Source organism: Bradyrhizobium sp. (assembly GCF_004799445.1).
GTDB lineage: Bacteria > Pseudomonadota > Alphaproteobacteria > Rhizobiales > Xanthobacteraceae > Bradyrhizobium.
In genome coordinates, this window is sequence record NZ_SSNA01000181.1 from 13,182 (window position 1) to 38,731 (window position 25,550).

General features: G+C 61.7%; 23 protein-coding genes. 16 read left to right on the top strand and 7 right to left on the bottom strand.

Translation table 11 applies throughout. From position 1 onward, the window contains the following. Positions 1-27 precede the first annotated feature (27 nt). Together E8A46_RS23625 and E8A46_RS23630 are read right to left on the bottom strand one after the other, a co-directional pair. Positions 28-693, bottom strand: a complete 666-nt coding sequence (locus E8A46_RS23625; RefSeq protein ID WP_291566401.1) for an HD domain-containing protein — start codon at positions 691-693, stop codon at positions 28-30. A gap of 34 nt (positions 694-727) precedes the next feature. Then, entirely contained in the window at positions 728-1,993 is a 1,266-nt protein-coding gene (locus E8A46_RS23630) for an MFS transporter (protein ID WP_291566403.1), read from the bottom strand. A 131-nt stretch (positions 1,994-2,124) separates the two neighbouring features. On the opposite strand from E8A46_RS23630, the gene E8A46_RS23635 reads away from it, so the two are divergent. After that, complete coding sequence (locus E8A46_RS23635; protein ID WP_291566405.1) at positions 2,125-3,030, top strand: LysR family transcriptional regulator; 906 nt, start codon at positions 2,125-2,127, stop codon at positions 3,028-3,030. 87 nt (positions 3,031-3,117) lie between these two features. Here the strand turns inward: E8A46_RS23635 and hflX are convergent, their stop codons facing one another. The 4 genes from hflX to E8A46_RS23655 form a co-directional block, all read right to left on the bottom strand. Continuing rightward, the gene (gene hflX / locus E8A46_RS23640) at positions 3,118-4,476 is read right to left on the bottom strand and encodes a GTPase HflX (protein WP_291566408.1); all 1,359 of its coding nucleotides are present in this window, start codon (positions 4,474-4,476) and stop codon (positions 3,118-3,120) included. Between the two features lie 109 nt (positions 4,477-4,585). Further along, positions 4,586-4,915, bottom strand: a complete 330-nt coding sequence (locus E8A46_RS23645) for a hypothetical protein (protein WP_291566411.1) — start codon at positions 4,913-4,915, stop codon at positions 4,586-4,588. A gap of 618 nt (positions 4,916-5,533) precedes the next feature. Continuing rightward, positions 5,534-6,811 carry an MFS transporter gene (locus E8A46_RS23650; protein WP_291566412.1) on the bottom strand — a complete coding sequence of 426 codons (1,278 nt, stop codon included), beginning with the start codon at positions 6,809-6,811 and terminating at the stop codon, positions 5,534-5,536. Between the two features lie 100 nt (positions 6,812-6,911). Beyond that, a complete protein-coding gene (locus E8A46_RS23655) occupies positions 6,912-7,694 on the bottom strand; it encodes an IclR family transcriptional regulator (RefSeq protein WP_291566415.1) in 783 nt (260 codons plus the stop codon). Positions 7,695-7,954: 260 nt separating this feature from the next. Between E8A46_RS23655 and E8A46_RS23660 the strand changes: the two genes are divergently transcribed. The 6 genes from E8A46_RS23660 (at position 7,955) to E8A46_RS23685 (ending at position 14,256) form a co-directional block, all read left to right on the top strand. Then, positions 7,955-8,836: a xanthine dehydrogenase family protein subunit M gene (locus E8A46_RS23660; protein ID WP_291566417.1), complete on the top strand. Its 882-nt coding sequence runs from the start codon at positions 7,955-7,957 to the stop codon at positions 8,834-8,836. Next, a complete protein-coding gene (locus tag E8A46_RS23665) occupies positions 8,833-9,324 on the top strand; it encodes a (2Fe-2S)-binding protein (RefSeq protein WP_291566419.1) in 492 nt (163 codons plus the stop codon). Before E8A46_RS23660 ends, E8A46_RS23665 begins: the two co-directional genes overlap by 4 nt. Continuing rightward, positions 9,324-11,672 carry a xanthine dehydrogenase family protein molybdopterin-binding subunit gene (locus E8A46_RS23670; protein WP_291566421.1) on the top strand — a complete coding sequence of 783 codons (2,349 nt, stop codon included), beginning with the start codon at positions 9,324-9,326 and terminating at the stop codon, positions 11,670-11,672. The genes E8A46_RS23665 and E8A46_RS23670 overlap by 1 nt, the downstream gene beginning before the upstream one ends. Before the next feature lie 29 nt (positions 11,673-11,701). Then, a complete protein-coding gene (locus E8A46_RS23675) occupies positions 11,702-12,247 on the top strand; it encodes an SRPBCC family protein (RefSeq protein ID WP_291566423.1) in 546 nt (181 codons plus the stop codon). Between the two features lie 71 nt (positions 12,248-12,318). Next, positions 12,319-13,059: an enoyl-CoA hydratase-related protein gene (locus E8A46_RS23680; RefSeq protein ID WP_291566425.1), complete on the top strand. Its 741-nt coding sequence runs from the start codon at positions 12,319-12,321 to the stop codon at positions 13,057-13,059. 222 nt (positions 13,060-13,281) lie between these two features. Further along, positions 13,282-14,256 (top strand): tripartite tricarboxylate transporter substrate binding protein, encoded by a 975-nt coding sequence (locus E8A46_RS23685; protein ID WP_291566428.1) that lies wholly within the window; start codon positions 13,282-13,284, stop codon positions 14,254-14,256. Positions 14,257-14,355: 99 nt separating this feature from the next. Here the strand turns inward: E8A46_RS23685 and E8A46_RS23690 are convergent, their stop codons facing one another. Continuing rightward, positions 14,356-15,324, bottom strand: a complete 969-nt coding sequence (locus E8A46_RS23690) for a LysR family transcriptional regulator (protein WP_291566430.1) — start codon at positions 15,322-15,324, stop codon at positions 14,356-14,358. Positions 15,325-15,466: 142 nt separating this feature from the next. On the opposite strand from E8A46_RS23690, the gene E8A46_RS23695 reads away from it, so the two are divergent. From E8A46_RS23695 to E8A46_RS23735, 9 genes are all read left to right on the top strand, one after another. Continuing rightward, entirely contained in the window at positions 15,467-16,504 is a 1,038-nt protein-coding gene (locus E8A46_RS23695) for a class 1 fructose-bisphosphatase (protein ID WP_291566432.1), read from the top strand. Between the two features lie 14 nt (positions 16,505-16,518). Beyond that, positions 16,519-17,394: a phosphoribulokinase gene (locus tag E8A46_RS23700; RefSeq protein ID WP_291566434.1), complete on the top strand. Its 876-nt coding sequence runs from the start codon at positions 16,519-16,521 to the stop codon at positions 17,392-17,394. Next, positions 17,391-19,430 (top strand): transketolase, encoded by a 2,040-nt coding sequence (gene tkt, locus E8A46_RS23705; protein ID WP_291566436.1) that lies wholly within the window; start codon positions 17,391-17,393, stop codon positions 19,428-19,430. Before E8A46_RS23700 ends, tkt begins: the two co-directional genes overlap by 4 nt. Positions 19,431-19,467: 37 nt before the next feature. Beyond that, a complete protein-coding gene (fba, locus tag E8A46_RS23710) occupies positions 19,468-20,553 on the top strand; it encodes a class II fructose-bisphosphate aldolase (protein ID WP_291566438.1) in 1,086 nt (361 codons plus the stop codon). Positions 20,554-20,607: 54 nt separating this feature from the next. Then, positions 20,608-22,068: a form I ribulose bisphosphate carboxylase large subunit gene (locus E8A46_RS23715; RefSeq protein ID WP_291566439.1), complete on the top strand. Its 1,461-nt coding sequence runs from the start codon at positions 20,608-20,610 to the stop codon at positions 22,066-22,068. Positions 22,069-22,079: 11 nt separating this feature from the next. After that, positions 22,080-22,505, top strand: coding sequence for a ribulose bisphosphate carboxylase small subunit (locus E8A46_RS23720; RefSeq protein ID WP_291566441.1), 426 nt, complete (start codon positions 22,080-22,082; stop codon positions 22,503-22,505). Continuing rightward, positions 22,502-23,437, top strand: coding sequence for a CbbX protein (cbbX, locus tag E8A46_RS23725; protein ID WP_291566443.1), 936 nt, complete (start codon positions 22,502-22,504; stop codon positions 23,435-23,437). Before E8A46_RS23720 ends, cbbX begins: the two co-directional genes overlap by 4 nt. A 198-nt stretch (positions 23,438-23,635) precedes the next feature. Continuing rightward, positions 23,636-23,995, top strand: coding sequence for a hypothetical protein (locus E8A46_RS23730; protein ID WP_291566445.1), 360 nt, complete (start codon positions 23,636-23,638; stop codon positions 23,993-23,995). Positions 23,996-24,252: 257 nt separating this feature from the next. Continuing rightward, positions 24,253-25,470, top strand: a complete 1,218-nt coding sequence (locus E8A46_RS23735) for a GGDEF domain-containing protein (RefSeq protein WP_291566447.1) — start codon at positions 24,253-24,255, stop codon at positions 25,468-25,470. The last annotated feature ends 80 nt before the right edge of the window (positions 25,471-25,550 follow it).

A 25,550-nucleotide genomic window follows, 5' to 3' on the forward strand; every position in this document is an offset into this window, starting at 1 on the left:
CGATGGCTTGCTCCACCATCTGTTTGCTCAAGTGTTGTTGCGCTGCTCGCGGGCACGCAGGTTACCCGACAGAGCGCCAATGCTTTCCGGCGTGATCAGGCCAAGGGCACCGGCGACATGCCACCAGCCATGATCGGCCTGACGGATGATCATGCACTCGGCGCTGACGCCCATATACTGGCCCTCGAACGAGTGGCCGACCGCGATGTGCGCCACTTCCTCCGGCAAGCCGACCGTCAGGCAAACATGCATGCCGAACACCGAATGACGAAAGGTCGGAGCGCCGCTGTCGGCCGGAGCAGCCTGCCACCGGTTTCGATTGCCAGGATCAAACTCGTAGGGCTTCCCGACGTCATGACATACCGCCCCGGCGATCAGGATGTCCCAGTCGACTGCGACCGACGGATAGGATTGCGCGAACTCCTCAGCGATCAGCCTGCTCAGACGCACCACACCGCGCACGTGATCGGCCTGCGTTCCCCGGCGCAGCGCCGGCGCGCCCGGATTGCCTTCCGGAGGAAGGTCCGTGATCCGCAGGAAGTCGGAGCAGCATAGCGCATAACTCCAGGCCTCGACGGCGCGCGCCCTGAGGACTTCATTCGGAATCAGAGCGATCTCGGGAAAGTCCTCTGCGACACTTGCCCGCGTTTCGTCGGTAATCGGGCGGCGTAGCCCGGCGTAGTGGTGTTTCATCTTTTTCACCATGATCCGCCTGTGCCCGGGGCCTTTACGCGTATTGCGGCTTGATCGGCCGACGAGTCAGTCCCAGCGTGGCAAGACTGCCGCAGAACAGCAGTACGGCGGCGATACGAAATGCCCACGTGTAGCCGCCGGTACCGGAGACCACATAACCGGTAATGATTGGCGCGATGAGGCCGAACAGATTGCCGCCGAAAGCAGTGATCGCGACAACGCGCGAGACATCGCGCGGATTGCGCAACAGGTCACTCGCGAGCGTGAAGTTCAATCCTGCGCCAGTCGTGGAGCCGGTCAGTACCAGCGTCAGCACGAGCAGCAACTGCCAGAGATTGCCGACCAGCGGCGCCAGCAATATCAGCATCGCCAGCATGGCCATTGCCGCGACGAAATTGCGCCGGCGGCCCGCCTGGATATCCGCCGACGACAGCATGCGATCGCTCGCGCGCGCAATCAGCACACCGAGAACGATCGTGATGAAATATGGGACCGCGGTGAGATATCCCGTGTTCATGGTCGAGAGTTCACGCGTGGACTGGAGATAAGTGGGAAGCCAGGTGAGGAAGAGATAGGCCGTGTATACGAGGCACGCCTGCGTCAGAACCAGCCCCCACACGCTTCGCTGGCCGAGCAGATAGCCCAGCGAGGACGGCTGCGGCCCCTGTGCGGTGCTCGCTCCCATGCCGTCGCGCTCCGCGAGAATTTTCGCCAGCTCCGGCTTCGACAGCCACTTGGATTGTTCGGGCGGGCTGTACCAAATCAGCCAGGCGACCAGCCAAACGAAGCCAAGAATCCCGAGCACGACAAAAGCAGCGCGCCAACCAAACGAATTCACCAGCGCCGCAGTGAGAACCGCCCCGAGCGCCGGCCCAGCGGAAGAGCCGCCATTGAACAACGTCGTCACGAAACCGCGCTCGCGCTCCGGAAACCAGTCCCGGATCACGCGACCGCAGGCCGGATAGGTCGTGGCTTCGCTCGCCCCCATGACAAGCCTGGCAAGAAGGATCGTGACAAATCCGCCGGTGGCTGCCGTAAGGGCGGTCGCGGTGGACCAGATCGCAATGCCGCCGCCGACCATGTTCCTGGCGCCAATTCGCTCGACCGAAAGCCCCAGCGGAATAAGGCAAACCACGTAGGTCCACAAAAAGCCGGAGAACAAATAGCCCATCTCGACCGGTGTGAACCCATACTCGGCGACGATAGGCTTGGCTGCGACCGACAAGGCGATGCGGTCGATATAGTTGATGATGACGACCGCAAAGATCAGCAGAGCGATCCATCCCCGGCGATAGGTCACGTCGTCCCCCCGTTTGGCTGCCGCACCGGCTTGGGCCGGGTTTTTTCTGTATGCGAGCCGGCTGCGAGCTAATATGCATAGGCGAATGCTGTCCAATTAAATGACTTGACCTTGTTTGATAGGATTTTCCAATGAATCACGTCAGCATCGCACAGCTGGAAGCGTTTTACTGGGTAGCTGAACTCGGCTCCGTTCATCGCGCCGCGGCCCAACTGAATGTCACGCAGCCAACATTGTCGCTCAGGTTGCGGAAGCTGGAAGCTGAACTCGCCATGCCGGTCCTGGAGCGGCACGGCCGGGGTGTGCGCGTGACGCGTGCCGGTCATTTATTCCTGCCCAAGGTGAAGCTGGTGCTCGACGCCTATGGGCATCTTCGCAAGGCCGCGTCGCCGACCTCGATCAACGGGCGTTTTCGCATCGGCCTTGCGGAGGGGTTTGCGGTTGCGTGCTTGCGGCATTTGGCCCTCGCGCTTGCGAAGCGATATCCGCTGCTACGTCCGGAATGGACCGTCACCACCAGTTCGACGCTCGAGCAGGAACTGTTGCAGGGCGGTCTCGATTTGGCCGTGCTCGTGGATCCGATCGGCAATCGCGCGCTGCGTCTGATCTCGCTCGGCCCGCAGCCCAATACGTGGGCAGGGACGCCAGCGGTGTCGAAACGAATAGGAACATCTTCGCGCGCGCTGTCCCGCTTCACGGTCATCACCACGCCGCCGCCGACATCAATGCACCGCAATACAGTCGGGTGGTTTGCCTCAGCCGAACAGAAGCCCGGTCCGTTCTGTATCTGCACCAGCGTCAATGCGGCAGCCCAACTCGTCGCCGCGGGTATCGGCATCGGCATCTTTCCGAAGCGGATGATTGAAGCCTATCGCCCTTCGGGTGCTCTTGCCGCCATCGCCGCGAAGCCGCCGCTGACCGTTGGGCGCGTGTATCTCGCCGACCACGTAACGGCCGACCCGGATCGGACCGAGGCAGTGCTGCGGGTGTTGGAAAGCGTCACGGCCAATCTCGGCTACTTCGGCGACAAACGCTAGCCGCAAGAGGCGCATCGTCGAATGAGGCCGAATTGTCCCGCCCTTGATCCCGTTGCGGGCCGTGCTCGAGCGGATCCGCGATCGAACTCAGGTAGCCTCAAGGGTTCTTCGCAGGCGCGCGATCGCGCCGGGCAGGCCGCGCACTTTTATGATCCGGCCGATGCTGTCGTAGTCCTCGGAGAGCACACGTGCATTCTCATACACGTCGCTGAGCAGCCCCTGCTTTGCGTAGGGCAGCACCAGTTGGTCATCCACCATCGCAGCTTCGAAGAATCCGACAATTGTCTCGCGCAGCGCGGCGACGTCCTCGGGTGACTTTGCGGAAAGCAGGATCGCGTCGGGATGCTTTTCGCGCAACGCGGCGCGATCAGCCTCGCTCACGCGATCGATCTTGTTGAGGATCAGCCGCGAGGGAACGGCGTCGGCGCCGATCTCGCGCAGTACGTTGCGGCTCACCTCGAGCTGCGATTGGTAGGTCGGATCGGAGGCGTCAACGACGAACAGCAGCAGCGACGCCTCGAGCGCTTCGGCGAGCGTGGATCGGAATGACGCAACCAGATCGTGCGGCAGCTTCTTGATGAACCCGACGGTGTCCGAGACAAGCACGCGCGGCTTCGCCTCGGGCTGCAGCGTGCGCACCGTGGTATCGAGCGTCGCGAAGAGTTTGTCAGCGACCAGCACCTCGCTGCCGGTGAGCGCTCGCATCAGCGACGACTTCCCTGCATTGGTGTAGCCGACCAGGGCGACCCGGAGCTGGTCGCGGCGCGCGGCCCGACGCTGGTCGTTGTCTCGCTGGATGCCCTCCAGCTGTTCCTTCAGCTCTGCGAGACGGTCGCGGATCTTGCGACGATCAAGCTCCAGATCGGACTCGCCCGCGCCGACGCCCTGCTGCCGCCCGCCGCCCGACGATTCCCGCAAGCGCGGCGAGACGTACTTCAACCGCGCAATCTCAACCTGCAGCTTTGCCTCGCGGCTGTGCGCATGGCGATGGAAAATCTCCACGATCACGCCGGTCCGATCGAGGACTTGCGCACCGGTCGCGCGTTCAAGGTTGCGGGCCTGGCTCGGTGAGATGTCATGATCGACGATCACGAAATCGGGCTTCGGCTGCGCCGCAGGATCAGGCTCCGTCTGCCTGGCGTCAGGTTTCTTGTCGCCAGCGCCATCAAAGCGTTCACGCGCCTTCGATTTCCGGGGTATCGCCATCGATCCGACGATGCCTGTCCCGCCGGTCATCGCCGCGAGTTCCTCAAGCCGCCCTTTGCCGAGCACCGTCCCGCCGCCGATTTCATCGCGCTTCTGCGATATCGTGGCGACGACCTCGTAGCCGAGCGTGTTCACCAGACGGCCCAGTTCCTCGATGCTCGCGGCATGCGCGATGTCATCGACATCCGGGATCTGGATGCCGACGAGGATCGCGCGCGGAACGGGTGGTTTGGTTTGCATGATACGGCCCTTGCCGGCTCCTTCTGGTGTCTGGCTTATGCCTAACACGTTTTCGCGGGTAGCACGGGCGGCTAGGCCGCCCGTGCACCGGCAGCAGGAAGATCGCAGCTTACGCGGCCTTGCGGATCGGGTTCATTTCGCGCCGCCGCGCCGAAACGGCGCAACCGCAGTCGTGGACGGTTCCGGCCTCGATCACAAAGCCGCGCCGTTCCAAAGACTGGCGAAGGGCTTCGTTGGCCGTGGCCTTTTGGGGGTCGACCCAGACGACCAGCACACCGGAGGAACCCAGGAAGTCCACCAGCCAGTCAAGCGCGACCTCAAGGGATTTGGACGTGCGCCGCCGCCAATCGACCAGCGCGACATCGTATTGGCCGGCCGGCTGGCCGCAATTCGCCGTTGCTGCCGTGCGAACATAGCCGCGGCGCTGCAGCTCCAGCATGAGTTCGACGCCCCTGGAGCCGGCAACGACGATTCGGTGCTGCTTCGAGCAACATGCAAGCGCAATCATCGGTTCAACGATGCGATCGCCTGCCGGAGTGGCATGAGAAGTAGTCATGTGTCACCATTCTTGGTTTTGTTGGCGCTGACGCGGTTGCGGGCCGCTGGCCGTGAAGCGGACGCCGCACGCAAACCTGGCCTGAGTGCCAAACGTGGAGCGGTCGCTGTCGCGTGGCCTGCCCACTGATGTTGAGCCTAAAGTACCGGCTGCCGGTCACTGCCTGCAGTGACTATCTCCGCATGCCGGTTTTGCGACGGCGTCTGCAAAATAGGTAAAGTGACATAAAGAAACGAGACGGATGAAAGCGTCATCGTATAATAATCGTATGATGGCCGCTGGGATGACGCGGCCTTGATCGAGTGACGAACCGAGGTGATTGTCTCCGATCGCGGCATCGCTTGCCGTCAAGTCCGGCGGCAAAGATCGGGCACGCGGGACGATAGAGGGAACGATGAAGCTCGCCGCGAACCTGTTCGCCGCCCTGCTTGTGCTGCTGGTGGCGCAGACGGCATCGGCGCCATCCGGTTATGGCGACCCGCGCACCTCTTGTTTGCAAGGTCAATCCTCAAGCGGAATGCCACGCGTTTCCGGTCCAAACCAGATAACGACCGCGCCTATCACATATGCGAACGAGACAGCCGCAGCGGCCGCGGGAAACGAACCGAACTCCGCAACCAGCCATCCGGCGATAAGTGGCCCGATGGCGGTGGCGGACCGCGCGGCGTTCCAGCAAAACCCTTGCCCGGTGGCCCTGACACGGGTCGGAAAGAGTTCGGGCAAATAGACCGCGAACGTCCCGAAACCACCGATCACGAAGTATCCGTAGACCAGCATAAACCAGAGCAGGGTGGGGAGGTCTTTCACAAACCAGAACAGGTAGAGCGAAGAGGCGAGCGCGCAGATGTTGAAGATGAAATATGCGCCGCGCCGACCAAGCGCGTCTGTCATCCAGATAAGGGTCGCATAGCCAAGCACGGCCCCGACCATCATCAGCATGAAGGCATAACTGATTATCGGCACTCCGTTAGTGCCGCCAGAGGCCCGCACGAGCTGCTGTATCCAGCTGGGAAGCAAGGTCAGGCCGCCCCAACAGCCGATCATGACGGAAGATGCAACGATCGCCCCCACGATGGTTCTACGTCGCAAATTCGGCTTGAAGATCGCTGCAAAAGTCTGTCCGGCGGTCGAGCGGCCCTCCTCGCGTTTTCGCACCATGAGCCAGCGGTCCGGCTCTGGAACGAAGAACCGGATCAGGAGACTCAACACGGCGGGCAACGCACCGGCAGCCAACACCCAGCGCCAGCTGATCGGACCAAGGATGAGATTGTCGAGTGCCGCGGCAAAAAATCCGAAGGCAAACGCCATCTGCATGATCTGCATGGCCCGTGCCCTGTGTTTTTCCGGCCAGCTTTCCGCGATCAGCGAAGCGCCCGCGGCCCATTCTCCGCCGATGCCAAAGCCGGCAATCGCCTGCAGCGCCGCCAGTTGAACCCAGTTCTGCGCCAACCCGCTGAGACCGGTGAATACGGCGTAGATCACGATGGTGATCACCATCGTGCGGGCACGTCCGACGCGGTCGGCAACGACCCCGAAAAGGATGCCACCGATACCCCAGCACAGCAGCTTGATAGCCATGATGTAACCGCCGTAACGGGCGATTTCGGCGGGACTGGTAAGATTCGTCAGACTTGCCACGCTCGGATACAGCACGAGCGTGAACAAGTTGAGATCCATCGAATCAAACATCCAGCCCGCGAAGGCCGAGAAAAGGCAAAGCCACTGGTAAGAGGTGATCTTCGAATCGTGAGCGACGTTGGCTTCGGCTGCGTATGCCATTTTACGTTTCCCTGGCGCTGATTGCGCCCCTGTGATCGCGGCTCTTTTTGGCCGTTGCTAATTCTAGCTGCTTATTTCGTTCTCACTTGCCGGGTGAGCTTCAGGCCGCCTGCTTGTCAGTGACGCGACCGCCTATTTCCTCGGTAATGGACTGCGCACACGCCCGCAGAAGATCGAGAATCTGATCTTCGGCCCTCTCATCGAAGCGCTGTTCCGGAATGGTCAGACAAACGTCGCCGACCACTTTGCCGCTTGGCCCAAAAATCGGCGCGGCCAAGCCGACAGCCCCCGGCACGCGATGGCCCCGTGACGTGGCGGCTCCGCGACTCCTTATCGTCTGTAGTTCCATCTGGAGCCGGTAAGGTTCGGTAATCGACAAATCGGTCAAAGGCATCAGCCGGGTACGGTCGATGATCGATTCAATTTCGTTGGCGGACAGGAAAGCCATGATGGCCAGCCCACTGGCGCCGACATGAATCGGCAGCCAGCGGTTCAGTTCAACTGCATAGCGCAGGGCGTGCTTGGACTCGACCCGCGCGACGAAGATCATTTCCTGCTTGAGGTCGTCGTAGATGCCGAGAAGTGCGGTCTCGTTGCAGGCATCCACCAAACGCTGCATGTGCTTCAGCGACGCCTGACGAATGGGTGCCTTGGCCGCCGCTATGTTGGCCAGACGATAAAACTCCACACCTAAAAGATATTTCGAGGAAGCCGGATCCTGGCGAACGAATCCTTCGTCAGCCAAGGCGCTCAACAGCCGGTGCGCACTGCTGGGAGACAAACCGAGAGCCGTCGCCATCTCGCGCACCCCGGTGGAACCGGACGGTTCCTGGATCAGCCAGCTCAGTGCCCGCAAGGCTTTGGTGATGGGATTCCGGTCCATGCGTTCCCTACAAAGAAACAATCGTTCTATTAATTGAACATGAGGATAGCCTCCCGTCAACCGAAACCAATCATTACGATGATCGTTGACAGGATGCGTAGACGGGCTACGCTGTAGTTGGAACAACCGTTCTTTACAAGAGAACAAGATCGCCAGACCTGATCGTAATCAGGCAGCACCGGCTGAAATAGAGCCGCATTCAAAAATTGGAAGTGGGAGGTCTCGATGCCGATGCGTGCGGTCCGAATGGGAGATCGGCAATGAAGCCCGCGCCATTTGAATATCATGCGCCGGCCAGCCTCGATGAAGCTGTCGCCCTCCTTGCCACTTTGGACAACGCAAAAGTTATCGCCGGGGGCCAATCCCTCGTGGCAATGATGAATTTCCGTTACGCCATGCCGGATCATCTCATTGATCTTGGCAATATCGCCAGTCTGTCGGGATTGCATTTCGACGCTCAAATCCTGCGGATCGGTTCGATGACGCGTCAGCGCGAGATCGAATTCTCCGCCGCCCTCGCGAACAAGGTTCCTCTCCTCAAGGCGGCCTTGGCCCATGTCGGACACCGGCAGACGCGCAATCGTGGAACCTTGGGCGGCAGCCTGGCGCATGCGGACCCGGCAGCCGAGCTGCCCACGGTGTGCCTTGCGCTCGATGCCGAAATCGAAATTGTTGGAGCCGCCGGAGCGCGCGTCGTTCCGATGCGCGACTTCACCAACGGCTTCATGACGACCGCACTGGGGTATGACGAGATTCTTGTTGCCGTTCATATCCGGCCTTGGCGGCTGGGGCACGGCTATTCATTCCAGGAGTACGCGCGGCGGCACGGAGATTTTGCGGTGGCCGGAGCGGCAGTCCTGCTCGATGCGAACCACGATGGCGTCATCGAGCGGGCCTCCGTTGCGCTTTGCGGCGTCGCAGATCGTCCCATCCGCCGCGATGAAGCGGAAACGGCCCTGGTGGGGCAGGTTCTGGACGAAAGCATCATCGCGCGCGTCGCCAGTCTGGCTGGAGATGTCGAAGCGACGGGGGACATCCATGGCGATGCAACATATCGGCGGCACCTTGCCCGTGTGTTGACGACACGAGCCCTTCGCGAGGCATCGTCGAGAATGACGACAAAGAAAAGAGAAACGGCGTGACGACAACCCATTCGATTTCCGTCAATATCAACGGGCAGACTTATGCCCGCGTCGTCGAAGCACGCATGACGCTGGCTGATTTTCTCCGACACGAAATCGGCCTGACCGGCACGCATCTTGGCTGCGAACACGGGGTCTGCGGAGCCTGCACGGTGCTGATCGATGGCCGCTCCGCCCGATCCTGTTTGACCTTCGCGGTTCAAATGAATGGCCGAACCTTGACGACCGTGGAGGGGTTGAACGTCGCCGTCGGCCTCAGCCCTCTGCAGCAGGCATTTCAGGAGCATCACGGCCTGCAATGCGGTTTCTGCACGTCCGGCATGCTTATGACTCTAACCGAACTGCTGTCTGACAATCCCGATCCCACAGAGCAGGAAGTGCGCGAAGTGCTCACCGGACATCTCTGCCGGTGCACTGGATACGCCGGCCCGGTGCGCGCGGCGCTCGCCGCCGCCGAACATCTCAAGGGTATCAAGGGAGCCGCGTGATGGGATCGAAGAATTTTGGCGCTCGCGTCACCCGCTTTGAGGATGTCGCCCTGGTCTCGGGCAAGGGCCGCTACGTCGACGACATCCAAATTGCGGGGACTTTGCATGCGGCGTTCCTGCGAAGCCCTCACGGGCACGCCCGGATCAAGTCGATCGACACCTCCGCGGCGCTGCGTTGCGAGGGCGTCCACGCCGTTCTGACGGCGGCGGACCTGCCTGAACGCATGCGCAAGCAGAGAATGCCGCTGCTGCTTCCCAATGCAACGATGTCGACGCTGCGAACGCAGCACAGTCTGGCGGTCGATGAAGTCTGCTATGTCGGGCAGGCGCTGGCGATTATCGTCGCCGACAATCGCTATTTGGCTGAGGACGCTCTGGCTGCGATCGAGGTCGAGTACGAAGTGCTTAAAGCGGTGAGTGACGTCCGTGCGGCGCTTGCCGCCGGCGCCCCACGGGCGCACGCCGATCTCGACAGCAACGTCGTATCCGAGTTCGTGATGAACTACGGCGACGTTGATGCCGCATTTGCGTCAGCCCCTCATGTATTTCGCGAGGAGCTTTGGCAACACCGCGGTGGCGGCATGGCCATGGAAACGCGCGGCGTGCTGGCCCAGGCCGATGTCACGACCGACAGCCTGACCCTCTGGTCTTCCACTCAAACGCCGCACATCGCGCGACGGATGCTCGCCGAAGTCCTTGACGTCGATGTGGAGAGCATCCGTATCATCGCGCCTGATGTCGGCGGAGGTTTCGGACCCAAGGCGATCTTTTACCCGGAAGACGCCGTCGTCGCGCACGCTTCCCGTGCGCTCGGTCGTCCCGTCAAATTTATCGAGGACCGGCGCGAACACTTCCTCTGCGCTACGCAGGAACGCGACCAGTATTGGAACGTAGAGATCGCGGTGGACAATGACGGGAATATCCTCGGTGTCCGCGGCGACATGCTGCACGATACCGGAGCGTTCGTCCCGTGGGGTATTATCATGCCCTACATCGCGGGCGCGACGATGCCGGGTCCCTACGTCGTCCCGGCCTATCGTCTCGCATGCACGGTAGCTTTCACCAACAAAGTGGCAACGACGCCGGTTCGTGGCGCCGGCCGGCCGCAAGCCGTGTTCGCAATGGAAAGGCTGATGGACAGGGTTGCGCGTGAACTCCGGCTCGACCCGGCGGAACTGCGTCGTCGCAACTACATCCGCCCCGAGCAGATGCCCTATTCCGTGGGGCTGATTTTCCGCGACGGAAAGCCGCTGATTTATGATAGCGGCGACTACCCGCGCGGGCACGATGCCGCGCTCGACCTCGCAGGCTATCAGGGTTTTCCGGAACGACAGGCCAGCGCGAGGGCACTCGGGCGCTTCATCGGCATCGGCGTCGCCTCTTATGTCGAGGGAACCGGCCTTGGGCCGTTCGAGGGGGTGACGGTGCGTATTCTTCCCGACGGAAAGGTGCGGGTCACTTCAGGGGCGACCAGCCAAGGACAGGGGACGCGCACTACGCTTGCCCAGATCGTTGCCGATCGGGTTGGCTGTCGGATTGAAGATGTCGCCGTCACGATCGGCGACACCGCAGGAATCGCCAGCGGCGTCGGAGCTTTCGCGAGCCGGCTCGCGGTCAACGCCGGCTCCTCAGCATCGATCGCCGGCGACCATGTACGCGTTTCAATACTGAAACTGGCGTCGCGGGCGCTTGGTTTGCCCGAAAGCGAAATCGATCTGGAGGATGGAAAAGCGATCGGACGAGGCGGCAATCGTCCGGCCATATCATTTGGAGAGCTTTCGCGCGCCGCGCAGGGCATGCCGGGGTTTTCTCTGGACGCCGGTCAGCCGGTAGGCCTCGAACATACCGCTTATTTCGCGCCAACGCAGGCTTCTTACTGCAGTGGGACGCATGTGGCGGAGGTTGAAGTGGATGTGGGCACAGGAGCCGTCAAAATTCTCAACTATTCGGTGGCGCACGATTGCGGCAACGTCATCAATCCGATGATCGTCGATGGGCAGGTGCAGGGCGGCGTCGCCCACGGCATCGGCAACGCACTGCTGGAGTGGATGCAGTATGACGAGAACGCGCAGCCGCTGACCACGACTTTCGCGGACTATCTGCTTCCAATGGCAACCGACGTCCCGACCTGTGCAATCGCTCATGTCGAAACTCCCTCGCCCCTGAATCCGATTGGTGTCAAGGGCGCAGGCGAAGGAGGAACCATCCCGGCCGCGGCCGCGATTATTGCTGCGGTCGAGAATGCGCTGTCACCGTTCGGAGTTCGTTTCGCCGAAACCCCGCTGATGCCCAACCGCATCGTGCAGGCTCTTGAAGAAGCGGGCGCATATGCGCAGCAGGTCGCGTAATTTCGTAACGCCCGGCAAAAGGGTCCATCATGAAGATTCATAACGAATTCTCGGTTCCCGTTCAGCCCGCGGAGGCATGGACGATGTTAAACGACATTCCGCGTGTTGCGCGCTGCGCGCCCGGCGCGAAATTGCTCGAGCAAAGCGAGGATGGAACCTATGCAGGTACAATCTCGGTTCGGCTTGGACCCGTGCTCCTCAATTTCAAGGGCAAGCTGATCTACAAGGAAGTCGATGAGGCGAACCATCGCGTGGCGGCGGAGGCAAGCGGTTCCGAGACCAAGGCGAGAGGGACCGCGCAGGCGAACGTTGTGTTCGCCCTCGTAAGCGCGCCTGAAGGCACCCGCGTGCTTGTCGACACCGATGTACAATTGGCTGGTTCGATTGCCCAATACGGGCGCGGCGCCGCTTTGATCCAGAATACGGCCCAGGTGATCATGAACGAGTTTGCCCGCAACTTCGCGGCCCAACTTGGACCTCAGGACGGCGCCGAAGGCGAAGCGCAGGATCCCGCAAAGCCGATCTCCGGATTAAAGGTGCTGTTTCATGGCGTCCGCAACACGATCAAGGGCTGACTTGACGACGACGTGACGTCACCTGCCTCGAAGGCATTCCTGCCTAAAGCCGTACTCCCGAAAGGACAACGATGGAAAGTGCTCCGTTTTTCGTAATTCACGACGAAGCCAATTTCACGGCCACCATAACGTTGAGCCGCCCGGATCACGGCAACCGCTTGATGACCGAGGATGTCTCGGCGCTAGGGCATGCCATTCGCGAGAGCGGCGCCGATCCCTCGGTCAAAGCCGTCATTATTCGGGCGCAAGGAGAGCACTTCTGTCTCGGGAGAGACCCGGGCCCCGCTCCCGCGAAACCGAAGAGCGCACTGGCCATGCGAACTGGCATCACGCAACCGATTCTGGACCTCTACGAGGATATCCGCGCGACGCCGGTCCCGGTTATCGCGGTCGTGCAGGGCGAGGCGCGAGGATTTGGTTGTGCAATGGTCGGGCAATGCGATCTGTCGATTGCAGCCGAGGGGGCAACGTTTTCTCTCCCGGAAATGGATACAAACCTGCCCCCAACCCTCGCCATCTCGGCCGTACTCGGCAAGGTGCCGCCCAAGCGGCTCATGCACCTCATCTACACAAGGGCGAAAATCGGCGCGGCCGAGGCGCTGGCGCTGGGCTTTCTCAGCGAGGTGGTGCCGGCGGCGGAACTCGACTCCGCGGTTGCAGCCACGCTGGCAAGGCTGACGGATCGCAGCCGGCCGGCGCTCGCGGCCGTAAAGGAATATCTCGCCGTCGCGCCGCACATGGATCCGCACGCCGCTTCCCGGTACGCCTCGACTTTGCTTTCCGTCGTGCTCTCCTCGAAAGATGAGATGTGATGCCTGCGGTCGATATTCGCGACTGACTTCTTGTCGCGCGAAGCGGTCGCCGACCAGATATCCGGTTGTTCGAGGCTGTGGTCACGCTCACCGGTGCCGCGGCTGCTGGCAGCCGATCGCGCTCTGGGCCGCCTTGCGGGCACTGCTCGCCGGTGCCACACTTGCCGTCAAGTCCGACGGCAAAGACCGGGCAAACGGGCATGCGGGACGATAGAGGGAACGATGAAGCTCGCCGCGAACCTGTTCGCCGCCCTGCTTGTGCTGCTGGCGGCGCAGACGGCATCGGCGCAATCCGGTTATCCGAACCGGGCGGTGAAAATCCTGGTCGGCTTCACACCCGGCACGGCTCCCGACCTTGCGGCGCGCATACTGGCCGACCGGTTTGCGGAAGTCTGGGGCGCGCCGTTCGTGGTCGAGAATATTCCCGGCGCCGGCAGCAACATCGCCACCGAGCGCGTCGCCAAGGCGGCCGCCGACGGCTACACGTTGCTGATGGGCGGCAACCCGTCGCTGGTCATCAGTCCGAGCCTGTATGAAACACTGCCATTCGACCCGCTCAGGGACTTCGCACCGATCTCGCAGGTATTCATCGCGGCGAACGTGCTCGCCGTTCCGTCCGTGCTGCCGGTCAAGACCGTGGCGGAACTGGTGGCGCTCGCCAAAGCGGAGCCCGGCAAGCTCTCCTATGGCCATGCCGGCGTGGGCACGTCGCAGCATCTGGCCGCCGAATTGTTCAAATACATGGCGCATGTCGATATTGCAGCGGTGCCCTATCGCGGCACCACGGCGTTGATGCCGGACCTGCTCGCCAACCGGATCACCATGTCGTTCGCCAATATCGTGAACGTGGTGCCGCTCGCGCGCGAAGGCAAATTGCGCGCGCTGGCGATCACCTCGATCAAGCGCTCGGCCCTGGCGCCCGACCTGCCGACCATGGCGGAATCCGGATTCCCTGGCTTCGAGGCCGTGCCGTGGTTCGGGCTGCTCGCGCCGACCGGCACGCCGAAGGATGTTCTGGATAAATTGTTCGGCGAAACCGTCAAGGCCCTGGCGATGCCGGAGGTGCGCAGGAAGTTCGACGAGCTTGGCCTCGAGCCGGTCGGCAACACGCCGGCTGAGTTTACCGCGGTCATCAGGAAAGAAACGCCCGAATGGGCGAAAGTGATCAAGGATGCCGGCATCAAGCTCGCCAACTAGCTCGGCCTTCCAGGCCCAACAGTTTGGAAGAATGTCGACGCGTCGCCATTTGTCGGGATGATTGATACTTGACGCACGAACCCGAACAGAGAGGCGTCGTCAGCGCTTGCCGCGGCCTGACATCCGGGTGAGACGAATCCGGCCATGGGCTCTCGGCAGAAACTGAGCTCCCTTGGCGCTGAGGAAATCGAGCATCGCCTGCGCCGGCGGCAGCAAGATCTTGTCCTTGCGAGAGAGCACGAACCATTGCCGGACCACCGGCAGGCCATCGACGTTGAGCGTAACCAATCGTCGTTCGTCGAGCTCGGAGGCGACGGTGTGCGCGGAAATGAACGCAATGCCGAGTCCGGCGATCACCGCCTGCTTGATGGTTTCGTTACTGCTCATCGCCAGGCCAATTTTCGGGCGGATGCGGGCGGTTTCGAACATTTGCTCCATCAGGCCGCGTGTTCCGGATCCGGGTTCACGCGTCAGGAACGTTTCAGACTCGAGCTGGCTCAGCGCGATGCGGGATTTTCGTGCCAGGCGATGCCCCGTCGGCGCAATGATGACGTGGGGATGATCGCCGATCAGATGCACGTTCATCTCGATGTCTGCCGGAGGCCGGCCCATGATCGCAAAATCGAGATCATAGCCACGTAGCGCCGTGCCGATCTCCTGCCGGTTTCCGATAAAGAGCGTGACATCGATGTTCGGGTGGCGCTTCGAAAATCCGGAGATCATGAAGGGCACGAAATATTTCGCGGTGCTGACGGCGCCGATTGATATGCGGCCCGCGGTTTTCCCCGCCATCATCTCCAGCGAGGTTTCGCAATCCGCAATCGCGGCCTCTATCCGGTTGGTGAGCGCGAGCACTTCGCGCCCGGCATCCGTCAGCAGCATGCCATCGCCGGTCCGCTGGATCAAAGGCAGCCCTGCGAGCGCCTGCAGGTTGCGAAGCTGCAGTGTAACCGCGGGTTGCGTGAGATGGAGCTGCTTGGCCGCAGCGGTGACTGATTTGCTCTTCTGGACCGCGGCCAGCGCACGCAACTGGCGGATCGTCAATTCCCGCAAGGACCGGCCTGCCATGGTCGCCACCATTATAAAGAAAACTTTGGTCTATTAGAAGATAACAAAATTTCCCTAATTCTGCAAATTGCGCTTCGCTACGGGAACGGCTCGCCGAACCGGCGGTGACGGGCGCCCCGGAAGAGGGCACAGGGAGACGGCCATGGACGAACGCATGACGCTGCGTTCACATCTTGATCGCTGTGCGTCGCAGGCGCCGCACGGCATCGCGATGGGCGAAGTGATCGAGGCTGTTGCCGTCGCGGCAATCGAAATGGCTGCGCTGATCGCAGATGGGCCGCTCGCTGGCATCACCGGACGGAATGGCGGCATCAACGCGGACGGCGATCAGCAGAAAGACATCGATGTCATCGCCGACGAACTGATCCGGCGCGCGTTGCGCGGTGCCCCGCTGGCGGCGATTCTTTCCGAGGAAACGCCACTGCCGGAAATCTTGAATGCCGATGCGCCGCTCTGCATCGCGATTGATCCGCTCGACGGATCAGCCAATCTCGAAAACAACATCTCGGTCGGCACCATCTTCTCGATCCGCCCAACGGGCAATGATGTTCTCTCGACTTTCTTTGAGCCTGGCACGGCGCAATGCGCCGCGGGTTTCGTCGTCTATGGCCCACAAACCACGCTCGTTCTCGCGCTCAACGCGCGCGTCGATATCTTCATTCTCGACAGGCGCGCGCGGGAGTTCGTGCTGAGCGCGATGAAGGTTCAGGTCGCGCCTGATACGCCCGAATTCGCCATCAACGCGTCCAATCGAAGGCACTGGTACGGGCCGGTTCGGGCCTACATCGACGAATGTCTGGCCGGTACCAACGGCGACCGCGGCGCGGATTTCAATATGCGGTGGATCGGTTCGCTGGTCGCGGAGTCCCTTCGCATCCTGGTGCGCGGTGGCGTGTTTCTCTATCCGGCGGACGCTCGCCCCGGATATCGCGAAGGACGTCTGCGCCTTCTTTACGAAGCGCATCCGATGGCTCTGGTGATGGAATGGGCGGGCGGCGCGGCGTCGACCGGGCGCCGGCGAATTCTCGAACTTGGTGCCAGAACGCTGCACCAGCGTGTGCCGTTGATCATGGGCTCGGTTCGCGGGGTTCGCGACGTCACTGCCATTCACGGAGGTATCGAGCCGATGTTCGACAACAGCGACGCACCGCTGTTTGCGCGGCGTGGTCTGTTTCTCTGACGGGGTAATCCTTGATGTCGCGCAGTCATCCCATCATTTCGATCACGGGTTCGTCGGGCGCCGGCACGACGTCGGTGAAGAAGACGTTCGAGAATATCTTTCGTCGTGAAAAGGTCGCCGCGGCCTATATCGAGGGCGACGCCTTTCATCGCTACAATCGTTTCGAGATGCGCACGAAAATGGCGGAAGAGGCCGAGCGCGGCAACAGGCATTTCAGCCACTTCAGCCCCGAAACCAATCTTTTCGAAGAGCTGGAGAGATTGTTTCGCGACTACGGCGAATCCGGCACCGGAACGACGCGTCATTACGTCCACGACGATGAAGAGGCCAAGCAATGCGGCGCGGCGCCCGGCACGTTTACCGAATGGGGCCCGTTGCCGGAAGAGTCCGATCTGCTGTTTTATGAAGGCCTGCATGGCGCTGTGGTGACCGACAAGGTCAATATCGCGCAACATGCCGATCTCAAGATCGGCGTTGTACCGGTCATCAATCTGGAATGGATCCAGAAGCTGCATCGCGACCGCAGCGACCGCGGCTATAGCGCGGAGGCGGTGACCGACACCATCCTGCGGCGGATGCCGGACTACGTGAACTACATCTGCCCACAATTCGCCGAGACCGACATCAATTTCCAGCGGGTACCGACGGTCGATACATCGAATCCGTTCATCGCGCGCTGGATCCCGACGCCGGACGAATCGATGGTGGTGATCCGGCTCAGGAATCCGCGCGGCATCGACTTCCCCTATCTGCTGTCGATGATTCCGAACAGTTTCATGTCGCGCGCCAATTCGATCGTGATTCACGGGGCCAAACTCGACCTCGCAATGCAGCTCATCCTCACCCCACTGATCCTGCAACTGATGGAACGCAAGAGGCGCACAGCATGAGTGTTCACGCTCTCCAATCCTTTACCGGCCGCGCGCATGTTGCGCATTCCGAGATGGCGAACGCGATTCGTTTCCTGGCCATCGATGCGGTCGAAAAGGCAAAGTCGGGACATCCGGGCCTGCCGATGGGCATGGCCGACGTCGCCACGGTGCTGTTCTCGCGTTTCCTCAAGTTCGACCCCGTCGATCCGGCGTGGCCCGACCGCGACCGGTTTGTCTTGTCCGCCGGCCATGGCTCGATGTTGCTCTACGCGCTGCTTCATCTGACGGGCTACGAGGCCGTGACGTCGGACCAGCTCCGGGCATTCAGGCAGTGGGGCTCCAAAACGCCAGGTCATCCTGAATATGGCCATACGCCCGGGGTGGAAACTACCACCGGGCCGCTGGGGCAGGGCATCGCGACGGCGGTCGGCATGGCCCTGGCCGAGCGGCTGCTGAATGCACGCTTCGGCGACGAATTCGTCGATCATCATACCTACGTGCTCGCCGGCGACGGCTGCCTGATGGAGGGCTTGAGCCATGAGGCGATTTCACTGGCCGGGCACCTGCGGCTCAACCGGCTGATCGTCCTGTTTGACGACAACGAAATTTCGATTGACGGATCGACGTCGCTGTCTTGTTCGGATGACCAGCTGGTGCGGTTCCAGGCCTCAGGCTGGTCGACCTGCCGTATTGACGGGCACGATCCGGAAGCCATCACCGCGGCGATCGAACGCGCGCGCGGCAGTGACCGGCCATCGCTGATCGCCTGTCGCACGGTGATCGGTTTCGGCGCGCCGAACCGGCAGGGTACCGAAAAGGCGCATGGTGCGCCGCTGGGCGCCGATGAAGTCGCCAGGACGCGCGCTGCTTTGAACTGGCCCTATCAGCCATTCGAGATTCCGCAACAAATCGCCGAGCAATGGCGCACGATCGGGACGCGAGGGCAGGCGGCCCGGCGGAACTGGATCGAGCGGACCAGGCGTCATCACTCTCCTGCGCGCTCGCCGTTTCATGATGCGCTGAATCGGAAATTGCCGTGTGAATACGCCGGCGCAATGGATCAGCTCCGAAACCGCTTCGGCACCGAGCGGCCTACCATCGCTACCCGGCAGGCGTCGCAACTGGTGATCGACGCCATTGCGGAAGTCCTGCCGAACTTGCTGGGGGGCTCGGCCGACCTCACTCACTCCAACCTCACCCGCGCCAGGACGCAGCGGCCGGTGCGGAGCGATTTCTTCGAAGGCGATTATGTTCACTATGGCGTTCGTGAGCACGCGATGGCGGCGGCGATGAACGGCGTCGCGCTGCATGGCGGCTTCATTCCCTACGGCGGCACGTTCTTGACCTTCGCCGATTACAGCCGTCCGGCGATCCGGCTGGCGGCGCTGATGGGTATCCGCGTCATCCATGTGATGACGCACGACTCCATCGGACTGGGCGAGGACGGGCCGACCCATCAACCGGTCGAGCACCTCGCGGCGCTGCGGGCGATTCCCGGCCTGCTGGTGTTTCGGCCCGCTGACGCCATCGAAACCGCGGAAGCCTGGGACTGCGCGCTGCGCGCGGAGACCACCCCCTCGGTGCTGTGCCTGTCTCGGCAGGCGCTGCCGGCGTTCCGCGACGCGACGGCGGACGCCAATCTGGTGGCCTACGGCGCTTATGTGGTGGTCGAGCCGGAGCAGGGCCGTGACGTCACCCTGATCGCGACGGGCTCCGAGGTCACGATTGCCCTGGTGGCCGCCCAACTGCTCGAACAGAACAACATCCGCGCCGCGGTCGTCTCGGCGCCGTGCTTCGATCTGTTTCGCCAGCAATCGCGCGAATACCGCACCGCCGTGCTGGGACGCGTGCCAAGGATTGGCGTCGAGGCCGCGGTCGAGGGCGACTGGGGGCGTTGGCTCGGGGACAGCGGCGAATTCGTCGGCATGAGCGGTTTCGGCGCCTCCGCGCCGGCGGAGGTGCTGTATCGCGAATTCGGCATCACCGCGGAGGCCGTCGCGGAAACCGCCCGGCGCTGCCTCGCGCGGTCGAGAATGGCGACGACCCACACATGACGCGTTTCGCGCGACAAGGAAGGACACGGAGACGGCGATGGCACGAATTACCCTGAGGCAGCTATTGGATCATGCGGCCGAGCACGACTACGGCGTGCCGGCATTCAACATCAACAACATGGAGCAGGGCCTTGCGATCATGGAAGCGGCGGCGGGCGTCGATGCGCCCGTCATTATCCAGGCTTCGCGCGGCGCGCGCTCCTATGCGAACGACATCATGCTGTCGAAGATGATCGACGCGCTGGAGGAGATGTATCCGCAGATTCCGCTCTGCCTGCATCAGGACCACGGCAATGAGGAGGCCACCTGCGCCACCGCGCTTCAACACGGCTTCACCTCGGTCATGATGGACGGCTCGCTCAAGGCCGATGCCAAGACCCCGGCGGAGTATGACTACAACGTCGATATCACCCGCCGCGTGGTCGAGATGGCTCACTGGATCGGCGCCTCGGTGGAAGGTGAACTGGGCGTGCTCGGCTCACTCGAACGTGGCGGCGGCGAACAGGAGGATGGCCATGGCGTCGAAGGTAAGGTCGGCCACGATCAGTTGCTGACCGACCCCGATCAGGCGGTCGATTTCGTTCGCGCCACCAGGGTCGACGCGCTGGCGATCGCGATGGGGACCTCGCACGGCGCCTACAAGTTCTCGCGCAAGCCGGACGGCGAGATCCTCGCCATGAAAGTGGTCGAGGAAATCCACCGCCGTCTTCCGAACACGCATCTGGTGATGCACGGCTCGTCCTCGGTGCCGCAGCCGCTGCAGGACGCGTTCAATCAATTCGGCGGCGAGATGCCGCAGACCTGGGGCGTGCCGGTCGAGGAGATCGTCCGCGGCATCAGGCACGGCGTCCGCAAGGTCAATATCGACACCGACTGCCGGTTGGCGATGACCGCGGCATTCCGGAAAGTCGCGACCCAGACCAAAAGCGAATTCGATCCGCGGAAATTCCTCAAGCCGGCGATGGACCAGATGCGCGAGCTCTGTCGCGAGCGTTTCGAGCAATTCGGCACCGCCGGCCACGCCAGCAGGATCAGGGTGATGCCGCTATCGAACATGGCCAGGCGCTATCGATCCGGCGCGCTTGATCCGCGCATCGGAAATATCGCGTCCGCCGCCGAATGACTGGAAAACCTTTCGATCCGGATTTCGCCGGTCAGCACCATTGAGGAGAATATCATGAACGAGCAATCGATGACCGTCCGCGGCAAGGATCGCTACAAGTCCGGCGTGATGGAATACAAGAAGATGGGCTACTGGGAGCCCGACTACGAGCCGAAGGACACCGACATCATCGCGCTGTTCCGGGTGACGCCGCAGGATGGCGTCGATCCGATCGAGGCCTCGGCGGCGGTGGCCGGCGAATCCTCGACCGCGACTTGGACGGTGGTATGGACGGATCGTCTCACGGCGGCGGAGAAATATCGCGCCAAATGCTACCGCGTCGATCCCGTGCCGAATTCGCCGGGGCAATATTTCGCCTACATCGCCTATGATCTCGACCTGTTCGAGAACGGATCGATTGCCAATCTGTCGGCCTCGATCATCGGCAACGTGTTCGGTTTCAAGCCGCTGAAGGCGCTGCGGCTCGAGGACATGCGGCTGCCCGTGGCCTATGTGAAGACGTTTCAGGGCCCGGCGACCGGGATCGTGGTCGAGCGCGAACGCATGGACAAGTTCGGACGTCCGCTGCTTGGCGCCACCGTGAAGCCGAAGCTCGGCCTGTCGGGGCGCAACTACGGGCGCGTGGTCTATGAGGCGCTAAAGGGCGGGCTCGACTTCACCAAGGACGACGAGAACATCAATTCGCAGCCGTTCATGCACTGGCGCGAACGGTTTCTCTATTGCATGGAGGCGGTCAACAAGGCCCAAGCGGCGTCCGGCGAGATCAAGGGAACCTATCTCAACGTCACCGCCGGTACCATGGAAGACATGTACGAGCGTGCGGAGTTCGCCAAGGAGCTCGGTTCTGTCGTCATCATGATTGATCTGGTGATCGGTTACACCGCGATCCAGTCGATGGCGAAATGGGCGCGCCGCAACGACATGATCCTGCATCTGCATCGGGCGGGGCATTCGACCTACACACGGCAACGAAACCACGGCGTATCATTCCGCGTGATCGCGAAATGGATGCGGCTCGCCGGCGTCGATCATATTCACGCCGGAACGGTTGTCGGCAAGCTCGAAGGCGATCCCGCGACGACGCGCGGTTACTACGACATCTGCCGCGAGGACTTCAATCGGATGCAGCTCGAGCACGGCGTGTTCTTTGATCAGAACTGGGCCAGTCTCAACAAGCTGATGCCGGTGGCGTCAGGCGGCATTCACGCCGGCCAGATGCATCAATTGCTCGACCATCTCGGTGAAGACGTGGTGCTGCAGTTCGGTGGCGGCACCATCGGTCATCCCATGGGAATCCAGGCGGGCGCCACCGCCAACCGTGTCGCTCTGGAAGCGATGATTCTCGCCCGCAACGAAGGCCGCGATTATCTGCATGAAGGCCCCGAGATTCTCGCCAAGGCGGCACAGACCTGCACGCCACTGAAATCGGCACTGGAGGTCTGGAAGGACGTCACCTTCAATTACGAGTCCACCGACATGCCGGACTATGCCCCCACCGCCAGCGTCTCGATGTAAGGAACAGGATCATGCGCGTCACCCAGGGTTGTTTTTCATTCCTGCCCGATCTCACCGACGAACAGATTTCGCGGCAGGTCCAGTATTGCCTCGGCAAGGGCTGGGCGGTGAACATCGAATTCACCGACGATCCGCATCCTCGCAATAATTTCTGGGAAATGTGGGGGCTGCCGATGTTCGATCTCCATGACGCCGCGGGCGTGCTGATGGAACTGAACGAATGCCGCAAGGTGTACGGCGACCGCTACATCCGGATGTCGGCCTTCGATTCCAGCCACGGCTGGGAGTCGGTGCGGCTGTCGTTCATCGTCAACCGGCCGAAACAGGAACCCGGCTTTCGTCTCGATCGCCACGAAGCGAACGGCCGCAACATCCGCTACACCACGAAATCGTATGCTGTCGACCGTCCCGAGGGCATGCGCTACGGTGACAAATGAATTCGCCAGTCAGCCCATCGGCCGTCCCGCAAGATGCGGACCAGACCCCGCCGCTCGAGCGGGTCGACCTGCGCCGCGAGTTCAACGACGTCGGCATCGGCGAGGTACTCGACCAGCTCGACCGGGAGCTGATCGGCCTGAAGCCGGTCAAAACGCGCATTCGCGAGATCGCCTCGCTGTTGCTGATCGAACGAATCCGCAAGCGCATGAACCTGACGTCGGAGGTGCCGACATTACATATGTCTTTCACTGGAAATCCCGGCACCGGCAAGACCACGGTGGCCCTGCGGATCGCCAGCATCCTGCACAAGCTCGGCTTTATCCGGCGCGGCCAGGTGGTGTCGGTCACCCGCGATGAACTGGTGGGGCAGTATATCGGGCACACCGCACCGAAGACCAAGGAGATATTGAAGAAGGCAATGGGCGGAGTCCTGTTTATCGACGAAGCTTATTACCTGCATCGGCCCGACAACGAGCGCGACTACGGGCAGGAAGCGATCGAGATCCTGCTGCAGGTGATGGAATCGCAGCGTGAGAATCTGGTGGTGATCCTCGCCGGTTACGGCGACCGCATGGAAAAATTCTTCGCCAGCAATCCCGGCTTCCGCTCCCGGATCGCCCACCACATCGACTTTCCCGACTATTCCGACGACGAGTTGCTGGCGATCGCGGCATTGATGCTGCACGATATGAATTACAGGTTTAGCCCCGATGCGCGCCAGGCGTTCATTCGCTACATCAGCTTGCGCAAGGCCCAACCATTGTTTTCCAACGCACGTTCGATCCGAAACGCGCTCGATCGCATGCGGCTGCGCCAGGCCAACCGGCTGGTCGCCGACCTCGACCGCGTCCTGACCGCCAGCGACATCATGTCGTTGGAGGCAACCGATGTGCTCGCCAGCCGGGTATTCTTGAGCAGCCCTGGCGGGTGAAATCGACGTGGTGAGAGCCCGAAGTTCAAGGTCCTAACGCGCGTTCGGTTTTGCCCCCCGGCTCAATCGGCAGATCGATTCTGACCGGCCGCCGTTGGGGCAAAGCGGTCGTTTCGCAAGCGAGCCGGAAGCCGTTGCGCTGGACTTTGCACTTAGATTTGAATCGCGTCCCGACAGCCGATCGTCTATGGTGTGCTTATGTCGCGCCTCGTATTTCTGTCGATTGCTATCGTCCTGTCGCTGCTGCCGGTCGTCGCGCCGGCTGCGCCAGCTCATAAACGTCCGGCGCCAGTCTGGCATGGCTACGGCTTCCTGCCGGGCTATCATCAGCCGCTGAGCAACAGCCTTCCACTTTACGCCCAGAAAGATGCGATGCGGCGCCAGGCGCGCCACAACCGGCGCCCCTGGTATATCGATCCAATCCCACGGTATTACGGGTACGATGACGAGTGGCACTATTTCGGCCGGCCCGGCTTTTACGGTGGTCGCTACAATGGCGGCACCTTCGGCCCTTGCTGGACGCGGACGCCGATCGGGCCGGTCTGGAATTGCGGCTGATCAAGCTTAAAGACCGCGCGCCTGTGCATCCGCTTGCCGGCAACGGCGGCTGATGGCGCGAAGCGGACGGTCGGCGCGGCACGCACTGACTACCCCGAGGCTCGCAAGATTGCATCGGTAATGAAAGCGACACGCAGAACGATCGCCGCCTGATCGAATTCTTAGCAACGTAAGCTAACCGTTAACTTCGTTCCGAAATTCCTTGGAAAGCACCGGGACTGCATACTGATACCCTGCAAGGCAAACAGGGTGCCGATTTGTCAGTCACGCTCGAAACAGTCGAAGCCTTCATGGGGCGCGGAAGGCGCACGATCGTATTCCCTGCTGCACTGGAACGACAGTTCGAGCAAGACACGCAAGAGCGGCGGTGCGCGCGACTTAGAGTAGGTATCCTTGTTTCAGCCGTCCTGTATAATTTCCTCTTGATCGCCGATTGGCTGCTCGTTCCTGATGTGCTTCGCGTTGCTACGCTGCTTCATCTCGGCCTGGTCACGCCGTGGATGCTCTTTGCCGCCTGGGCGATGACCAAGCGCCCGCCACCCTTCGTTCGCGAATGTTTGGCCGCCAGCGTTCCGCTGTTCATCATTCTGCAGATAGACTACGGCTTTGCGTCCACGACAAGCGAAAGTGCCGCGCATTATCAGTACGTTGTCATTCCGACTCTTCTATACGCGAACGTATCGCTGCATCGATTGCCATTTCGTTTTGCGCGCTTCGTAACTGCGGCCGTCATAATTTGTCATGCGGCCGTCGTTCTGTCGGCCAACTACATTTCCAATCCGGTCGCGGTCATGATCCTGGTCCAACTCGCGATCTGCGCGTATATCACTCTGGTTGCCAACTACACGATGGAGCGCGATTTGAGACGCGCTTATCTATTCTCCCTGCGAGACCGCCTTCGCCATTCGCTAGCCGATGCAGCATCAAGGCGCGATTCCCTCACCGGTCTGGCGAACCGCCATCACCTGGAAATCGAGCTGCGCCGGCTGTGGGCGGCGAATGGCGAACCACATCCAATGGTGTCGGTCATTTTGATGGACATCGACCACTTCAAGCGGCTCAACGACAGATACGGCCATGGCGCGGGCGATCTCTGCCTGAAGCGGCTGGCTGCGATCCTGATCGCCGAGGTCGGCGCTGGGTCGGAAGTGGTGATCCGATACGGCGGCGAAGAATTTCTGATAGTGCTGCCCGCGGTGCAGTTGGTTGATGCGATGCGGGTCGCCGAAAGGATTCGAAGGTCGGTCGAAAAGGCGACCATTCCAAACGAAGGGCCTGGCTTCGGAATCGTCACTGCGAGTTTCGGCGTCGCGTCGGCTTATGTTAACGAACTCACGGGAGCGGAGCTGATTGCCGCCGCGGATACGGCTCTCTATGCGGCAAAGCAAAAGGGACGAAACCAGGTGTGGCCGCCGCTTGCGGCACCAGGCGGCACCTCAAACATCGAACAGGTATCGTTTCGGGATCGCGCCTGAATTCCCGCCGTTGCTCCGATGCCGATCATAGTCGCTCCCTAAGCTATCGCCCTTTTCTGTGCGTGCCATGGCCTCTTCAG